The organism is Escherichia albertii NBRC 107761 = DSM 17582 (assembly GCF_000759775.1).
GTDB lineage: Bacteria > Pseudomonadota > Gammaproteobacteria > Enterobacterales > Enterobacteriaceae > Escherichia > Escherichia albertii.
The window spans coordinates 1-8,232 of the sequence record NZ_BBMY01000168.1 but is presented as its reverse complement, the minus strand read 5'-3'; the positions used below and the strand labels follow the sequence as shown (position 1 = coordinate 8,232).

Below are 8,232 nucleotides of genomic sequence, written 5' to 3'. Positions count from 1 at the left end.
AACCGCGCGTTTTTTCATCAAAACACTCGTTAATGTGCCATAAAACAAGCAATTTGCCGTTTTTGCAACCGCAATCACAATTCCTGATGGCATACTAAGGAGGAATAAAAAGAAAAAGGAAGATAAGTAATGCCTTTAAGCGCACAACAGTTAGCTGCACAGAAAAACCTTTCGTATGTTCTGGCTGAGAAGCTGGCGCAACGGATCTTAAAAGGTGAATATGCACCCGGCGCTATTCTGCCCGGTGAAATAGAGCTGGGTGAGCAATTTGGAGTGAGTCGTACCGCAGTGCGGGAAGCGGTCAAGACGTTGACAGCAAAAGGAATGGTTTTGCCACGTCCACGAATTGGCACCCGCGTAATGCCTCAATCCAACTGGAACTTTCTTGATCAGGAATTGCTCACCTGGTGGATGACGGAAGATAACTTTCATCAGGTCATTGATCACTTTCTGGTTATGCGTATCTGTCTGGAGCCGCAAGCCTGTTTACTGGCTGCAACGATTGGCACCGCAGAACAGAAGGCGCATCTCAATACGTTAATGGCCGAGATGGCGGCGTTAAAAGAACATTTCCGCCGGGAACGTTGGATTGAGATCGATATGGCCTGGCATGAACACATTTATAAAATGAGCGCCAATCCATTTTTGACTTCTTTCGCCTCACTATTTCATTCGGTTTATCACACTTACTTTACGTCGATAACCAGCAACACCGTGATAAAACTGGATCAGCATCAGGCGATTGTCGATGCAATAATCCAAAGTGACGGCGACGCGGCTTTCAAAGCGTGTCAGAGGCTTTTACTCACCTCCGAGAAGTAATACAACCTAACGGAACATTGAATGAGCGAGAGAAAAAAGCGCAGTATGGCGGGATTACCGTGGATTGCGGCAATGGCCTTCTTTATGCAGGCTCTTGATGCCACCATTCTGAATACCGCCTTACCCGCTATCGCTCATAGTCTCAATCGTTCACCTCTTGCCATGCAATCGGCCATCATCAGTTATACGCTGACAGTAGCAATGCTTATTCCGGTAAGTGGATGGTTGGCCGATCGCTTTGGCACGCGCCGCGTTTTCACCATTGCCGTGAGTCCGTTCACCGTAGGTTCTCTGGCCTGCGCACTTTCTAACTCGCTGCCACAATTGGTTGTCTTTCGTGTTATTCAAGGAATAGGCGGCGCAATGATGATGCCAGTCGCTCGCCTGGCGCTACTGCGTGCTTATCCCCGCAATGAACTTCTCCCAGTATTGAATTTTGTCGCTATGCCCGGTCTGGTGGGGCCTATTTTAGGGCCAGTTCTTGGCGGGGTACTGGTTACCTGGGCGACATGGCACTGGATCTTCTTAATCAATATCCCCATTGGTATTGCGGGTCTTCTCTATGCCCGCAAACATATGCCCAACTTCACCACCGCACGACGTAAGTTTGATATCAGCGGTTTCTTACTCTTTGGTTTTAGCCTTGTTCTCTTCTCAAGCGGAATAGAGCTGTTCGGGGAAAAGATTGTCGCCAGTTGGATTTCCTTGACAGTGATTGTCGTCAGCATAGGGTTACTGCTTCTTTATATTCTTCATGCTCGCCGAACGCCAACCCCATTAATTTCATTAGAACTGTTTAAAACTCGTACTTTCTCAATTGGTATCGTAGGTAATATCGCAACCCGTCTGGGGACTGGCTGTGTTCCGTTTCTGATGCCATTGATGTTACAGGTTGGTTTTGGCTATCAGGCGTTTATTGCCGGCTGTATGATGGCGCCAACGGCGTTAGGTTCCATTATTGCGAAATCGATGGTTACACAGATTTTACGGCGTCTGGGTTATCGCCATACGCTAGTGGGGATCACGGTGATTATTGGACTGATGATAGCCCAGTTCTCTTTGCAATCTCCGTCGATGGAAATATGGATGTTGATTCTGCCGTTGTTCATTTTAGGGATGGCCATGTCGACGCAATTCACCGCCATGAACACCATTACGCTTGCCGATTTGACGGATGATAATGCCAGCAGTGGTAACAGCGTTCTGGCGGTCACGCAACAACTGTCGATCAGTTTAGGCGTTGCTGTTAGTGCGGCCGTTCTGCGCGTTTATGAAGGGATGGAAAGCACAACGACTGTTGAACAATTCCACTATACGTTCATCACGATGGGGATTATTACTGTTGCTTCCGCAGCAATATTCATGCTTCTGAAAGCAACGGATGGTAATAATTTAATTAAAAGACAGCGCAAATCTAAGCCGAGCCACGTGCCATCAGAACCGGAGTAAGTTGTAACCGTTGTTGCTGCAATGTCGGCTGAGCCATCCGATGGATTAATACATCAATCGCCAGCTCCCCCAGTTCATCTTTGGGTTGATGGATAGTCGTGAGCGGCGGCGTCATAAAACTTGCCAGTTCAATATCGTCATAACCAATCACCGCAATATCCTGTGGGATACGTAACCCCGACTGATATAACGCCTGATACACGCCAACGGCCATGGCATCGTTTCCGGTAAAAACCGCCTGTGGACGCTGCGAGTGTGATAGCAATGCTTGCATTGCTTCAAATCCACCATTGAACTCGAAATCGCCAGTGACTTCATAGCCGACTGGAATCTCCAGCCCGGCGCGTTTCATTGCCGTGCGATAACCTTCTAACCGTAAACGCGCAGGTGTTTTATCCAGCGGCCCCGTAATGCAGGCGATGCGGGTATAGCCTCTGTCAATAAGATGTTGAGTCGCTAAGTCTCCGCCCAGCAAGGAATTATCCTGAATGAGATCGCTATCGCCATCAAAGGGCGCCCAGTCCATCATCACAGTAGGGACTGTCGGATAACGTTGCATGATTTCGCGCGAAGGCTGGTGTGTTTCGGTGCAGAGTAACAGCAAGCCATCAACACGCTTTTGCATCAATGTTTCCAGATTGCGATTCATTCGCTGCTCATCGCCTTCAGTATTACAAAGGACAAGACTGTAGCCACGTTCAAAGCAACTGCGTTCAACGCCACGGACCAGTTCAGAGTAGAAAGGATTGGTACTGGCAGTAATCAACATGCCAATAGTTCGTGTCTGATTAAGTTTGAGGCTACGCGCCAGTGCTGAAGGCGCGTAATTGAGTTCTTTAATCGCCATTTCCACTTTGGCGGTAATCGCTTCACTGACGAAGCGATCTTTATTGATGACGTGAGAAACCGTTGAAGTGGAAACACCCGCCAGGCGGGCAACATCCTTCATCGTAGCCAATCGTCACCTCTGCCTGTCTAAAAACGCATCGATCTCTTCCCGCCATGGTACGGAAGGTTGTGCGCCTGTCCGCGTCACGGCAATCGCAGCAGCAGCATGAGCAAAACGAATCGCCTCTGCCAGTGTTTTTTCTTCCAGCAATGCCGTGATTAACGCACCATTAAAAGTATCTCCGGCAGCAATGGTATCGACAGCCTGCACCCGGAATCCGGGAACGCGCTGACCTTCGCCATTCACGCTAGCCCACACGCCACGACTTCCTAAGGTAATCAGTACGGTATGGATACCTTTATCATGCAGAACCTGTGCCGCCTTCGCCGCATCTTCATCATTTTCAACACGAATCCCGGTGAGTTTTTCGGCTTCCGTTTCGTTTGGCGTAATAATGTCCACCAGCGTCAACAGTTCGTCAGGAAGTTCACGAGCCGGAGCGGGGTTAAGCGCAACGATAGTCTTATTTTGATGGGCGATTTTCGCCGCTGCCATCACACTTTCGAGTGGTGATTCCAGTTGCATTAATAATGCCGACGCGTTGGCAATGCGTTCACGTTGCGCTTCCACTAGCGTCGGGGAAAGGGCCGCGTTAGCGCCGGCATGAATACCAATGACATTCTCTCCTTCGCCATTAACAAAAATCAGCGCCACGCCCGTTGATTCACCTTTGATCACACTTATCGGAGAAATATCGATGTTATCAGTAGCGAGTTGCTGACGTACGCTCTCGCCGATGCTGTCATCGCCCGTGCAGGCGATAAACGCGATATTCGCGCCGCTACGCCCTGCAGCCACAGCCTGGTTCGCGCCTTTGCCGCCAAATGCGACTTGATAGTGGCGACCGGTTACGGTTTCGCCAGGAGTAGGAAAAGATTGAAGATTAAGGATATGGTCAGCATTAATGCTGCCAAGAACGACGAGGCTGCCTGCGTTTTGCATATTTGGAATGTCCATAAAATGCGCCACCGGATTAGGGTGGCGCGTGCCCTGCTTTTCTTTATATTACACGTTCATCTATCGATGACGTATTGGTGTCACCATCAGTTCATAACGCCTGATTCAAGACTACTGCTTAACAACCAGTTTCAGCTCAACCGGATATTTAGCCTGAACTTTCTCGCCTTTCAGCACTTTATCGGCGGTTTCGACGCCTTTCGCGCCAATCTGATCGGGTAGCTGAGCGATAGTCGCTGCCAGTTTGCCATCATTCACCGCTTTTTCGCCATCGGGTGTACCGTCAAATCCGACAACCATCACATCCGATTTACCGGCAGTTTGCAGTGCGCGCAGTGCGCCCAGCGCCATTTCATCGTTCTGTGCAAATACAGCCTGCACATCTGGATGAGCGGTCAGCAAATTCTGCATCACGTTCAAACCTTTGGTGCGGTCGAAATCTGCCGGCTGGCTGGCAAGGACGTTAAATTTGTGAGCAGCAACGGCCTGCTGGAAGCCTTCGCCGCGTTCACGAGCCGCGGATGTTCCGGCAATACCTTGCAGTTCGATAACTTTGGCACCTTCACCTGCTTTTTTCGCGATGTAATCGCCCGCAATTTTACCGCCCAGTACGTTATCGGAAGCAATGTGGCTCACGACTTCACCTTTCGTGGCCTGGCGGTCGAGAGTGATAACCGGGATGTTCGCCTGGTTAGCCATCTTCACAGCATTACCCACTGCGTCAGAGTCCGTCGGGTTAATCAACAGAATTTTGGTGCCGCGAACGGTTAAATCCTGCACGTTCGCCAGTTCTTTTGCCGGGTTATTCTGGGAGTCCAACACCACCAGGTTATAGCCGAGTTTATCCGCCTCTTTCTGCGCGCCATCTTTCAGGGAAACAAAAAACGGATTGTTAAGCGTGGAAACCACCAGTGCGATGGTGTCTTTTGCCATCGCATTCGCACTGACGGTGGCGCTTAGCGCAACAGCGGAAACCAGGGTAGCCAGTTTTTTCATGTTCATATTCAAGATGTCCTGTAGTCGTTATTACTGTTTTTTGTTGTCTACCAGCACCGCCAGCAAAATCACCACCGCTTTGACGATCATCTGGTAATAGGAGGAAACACCTAACAAATTCAAACCATTATTAAGGAAGCCAAGAATTAATGCGCCGATCAACGTCCCAACAATGCGACCTTTACCGCCCGCCAGACTTGTACCGCCCAGAACCACCGCCGCAATAGCATCCAGTTCATAGCCCGTTCCCGCCGTCGGTTGCGCAGAGGAAAGGCGCGCCACTTCAATGATCCCGGCCAGTGACGCCAGCAGACCACAAAGAGAATAGACGATGATTTTGATTTTATTGACGTTGATACCAGAAAGGCGCGTTGCGGCTTCGTTACCGCCCAACGCGTAGATGTAACGCCCCAGACGCGTGTGATGCAGCATGTACCAGGCTGCGAGGAAGACAATCCCCATAATCCACACTGGCGTCGGTACGCCCAGCGGACGACCAATACCAAACCAGCCAAACAGGTCGGCATTCTCAGTAAAGCCGGTGTTTACCGGGCTACCGTTGGTGTAAACCATCGTTACGCCACGCAGTAACAACATCATCACGAGGGTAGCGATAAATGCCTGAACACGGCCTTTCGCCACAATCACTCCGGTTACCGCGCCAATTGCAGCCCCTAATGCCAACGCCGCAGCAACAGCCACCAGCGCGTTGACTTCAATGCCGACGATAGATGCAGCCACTGCGCCGGTCAGCGCCAACAGAGAACCGACGGACAAGTCTATTCCTGACGTCAGGATCACCAGCGTCATCCCGACCGCCATAATGGCGTTCACCGAGGTTTGCTGGAGAATATTGAATAAGTTATTGATGGTGAAAAAGTTTGGGCTTAACGTCGAGACAATCGCGATCAGCACCAGCAGAGCGATAAGCGATTTCTGCTCCATCAGCCACGCTTTCGTGAAATAACGGCGACCAGAGGCAGTCTGGGTTGTCATTTTTTTACTCCTGATTCACGCGATTTAGCTTGCCCACAGCGGCAGCCATTAACACTTCCTGGGTGGCCTGCTCACGAGTAAATTCCCCGCTGAGATGCCCTTCATGCATAACGATGATGCGATCGCTCATGCCTAATACTTCAGGCATCTCCGATGACACCAGAATGATGCTCAAACCATCGGCTTTGAACTGGTTAATCAGTTGATAAATTTCTTTTTTCGCGCCGACATCCACGCCGCGGGTAGGTTCATCAAGGATCAACACTTTTGGGCGTGTCATCAGACCGCGGGCAATTGCCACTTTTTGCTGATTACCGCCAGAGAGCAGACCAATCGCCTGTTCCATCGACGGTGTTTTTACATTGAACAGGCGAATAAAATCACTCACCGCCTGCTGTTCATCAGTATGCTTCAGACTGCCGCCAGTACGGCTGAAGTAACGCAGCGCAGTCAGCGACATGTTCTCTTTTACTGACATGCCCAGCACTAAACCGTCACGTTTACGGTCTTCGGAGATATACACAATGCTATTCGCCAGACCATCCTGCGGTGAACGGGTAACGACTTCATGCCCATCCAGGGTGACGTAACCGCTGGTGCGCGGCAGTGCGCCGTAGAGCACTTTCATCAGTTCGGTACGCCCAGCGCCCATCAAACCAGAGACGCCAAGAATTTCGCCTTTGCGTAAGGTAAAAGAGACATCGTTAACGCCAGGTCCGCAGAGATTATCGACTTTCAGGCGGATATCTCCCGGCGCTTTGTCCAGATGTGGATACTGATCTTCCAGCTTGCGGCCCACCATCATCTCAATCAGCGAATCTTCGGTCAGTGATGCCACTTCGCGCTCAGCAATAAATTGTCCGTCACGGAAAACGGTAACGTCATCGCAAATCTCGAAAATTTCTTTCATGCGGTGGGAGATATAGACAATACCGCGGCCTTGCGATTTCAACTCGCGGATGACGCGGAACAAGGATTCAGTTTCGGTATCGGTCAGCGCATCAGTCGGTTCATCCATAATGATGACTTTCGACTCAAAGCTCAGCACTTTGGCGATTTCAACCATCTGCTGATCACCGATGGAAAGATCGCCCACCAGCTTGTCGCTTTTAAAGCGCAGGTTAAGTTTGGCTAACAGTTTATCCGCTTCGGCATACATGGTTTTCCAGTCAATTTTGCCAAAGCGATTGACAAACTCACGACCAAGAAAAATGTTTTCCGCAATGGTCAACTGTGGGATTAAGTTCAGTTCCTGGTGGATAATGCCGATCCCAGCTTCCTGGGAAGATTTCGGCCCGGTAAATGTCGTTTCTTTCCCCAACCATAAAAGCGTACCGGCATCGCGAGTATAGATACCCGTAAGCACTTTCATCATGGTGGATTTACCCGCGCCGTTTTCGCCCACCAGCGCCATCACGCGGCCCGGATAGACATTTAACGCGGCGCCCGAGAGGGCTTTTACGCCCGGGAACGCTTTATCGATACCTATAAGCTGTAGTAACGCTTCCATGACGACCTCAGAACGTCACGCCAGCGCAGAGAATGATATTCGCATACGGAGAACATTCTCCGCTGCGAATTACCGCCTGACTTTCTGAGGTTTGTTGTTTGAATTGTTCATGCGTGGTGTAACGAATTTCAATGGTGTTTCCCTGGTGTTTTTGCAGCTGCTCAAGGTGAGTGAGCAACGTTTCGTGGAGTTGCGGATTATGTTGTTTGATCTCTTCCGCGATAATGGCTGCCTCGACCTGCATTTCGCTTGTCACAACGCCCAGCACCTGCATAAAAGAAGGTACGCCCTGGGTTAATGCCATATCGATACGTGTTGTATTTTTAGGGATGGGTAAACCCGCATCACACACCACCAGCGTATCGGTATGCCCCAGACGGGAGATCGCCGACGAAATGTCAGAATTAAGAACGACGCCTTTTTTCATTTTTTTCTCCATCAGCGAAACGTTTCGCTGACCCGCAGTTTAATCCTGACTGAACAGGAAAAACTATCGCGACGTTACAGAAATGTGATCAACATCGAAACGTTTTACATCGTGAGTAAACATGAA

Annotated in this window: 8 protein-coding genes; 2 read left to right on the top strand and 6 right to left on the bottom strand. The window is 50.0% G+C overall.

Translation table 11 applies throughout. The features are described from left to right. The first annotated feature begins 129 nt into the window (after positions 1-129). Both EA14781_RS20950 and mdtD read left to right on the top strand, forming a co-directional pair. Positions 130-822, top strand: coding sequence for a FadR/GntR family transcriptional regulator (locus EA14781_RS20950; protein ID WP_001131151.1), 693 nt, complete (start codon positions 130-132; stop codon positions 820-822). Between the two features lie 21 nt (positions 823-843). Then, positions 844-2,271 carry a multidrug transporter subunit MdtD gene (gene mdtD / locus EA14781_RS20945; protein WP_000003906.1) on the top strand — a complete coding sequence of 476 codons (1,428 nt, stop codon included), beginning with the start codon at positions 844-846 and terminating at the stop codon, positions 2,269-2,271. Here mdtD and rbsR read toward each other — a convergent pair. From rbsR to rbsD, 6 genes are all read right to left on the bottom strand, one after another. Beyond that, positions 2,237-3,229 carry a ribose operon transcriptional repressor RbsR gene (gene rbsR, locus EA14781_RS20940; RefSeq protein WP_000224484.1) on the bottom strand — a complete coding sequence of 331 codons (993 nt, stop codon included), beginning with the start codon at positions 3,227-3,229 and terminating at the stop codon, positions 2,237-2,239. The genes mdtD and rbsR overlap by 35 nt on opposite strands. Positions 3,230-3,232: 3 nt before the next feature. Continuing rightward, entirely contained in the window at positions 3,233-4,162 is a 930-nt protein-coding gene (rbsK, locus tag EA14781_RS20935) for a ribokinase (protein WP_024164677.1), read from the bottom strand. Positions 4,163-4,288: 126 nt separating this feature from the next. Then, positions 4,289-5,179 (bottom strand): ribose ABC transporter substrate-binding protein RbsB, encoded by an 891-nt coding sequence (gene rbsB, locus EA14781_RS20930; RefSeq protein WP_001056274.1) that lies wholly within the window; start codon positions 5,177-5,179, stop codon positions 4,289-4,291. 24 nt (positions 5,180-5,203) lie between these two features. Continuing rightward, entirely contained in the window at positions 5,204-6,169 is a 966-nt protein-coding gene (gene rbsC / locus EA14781_RS20925; RefSeq protein ID WP_000211827.1) for a ribose ABC transporter permease, read from the bottom strand. 4 nt (positions 6,170-6,173) lie between these two features. After that, positions 6,174-7,679, bottom strand: coding sequence for a ribose ABC transporter ATP-binding protein RbsA (gene rbsA, locus EA14781_RS20920; protein WP_000387742.1), 1,506 nt, complete (start codon positions 7,677-7,679; stop codon positions 6,174-6,176). A gap of 7 nt (positions 7,680-7,686) precedes the next feature. Beyond that, positions 7,687-8,106, bottom strand: coding sequence for a D-ribose pyranase (rbsD, locus tag EA14781_RS20915; RefSeq protein ID WP_002460456.1), 420 nt, complete (start codon positions 8,104-8,106; stop codon positions 7,687-7,689). Positions 8,107-8,232: the final 126 nt, after the last annotated feature.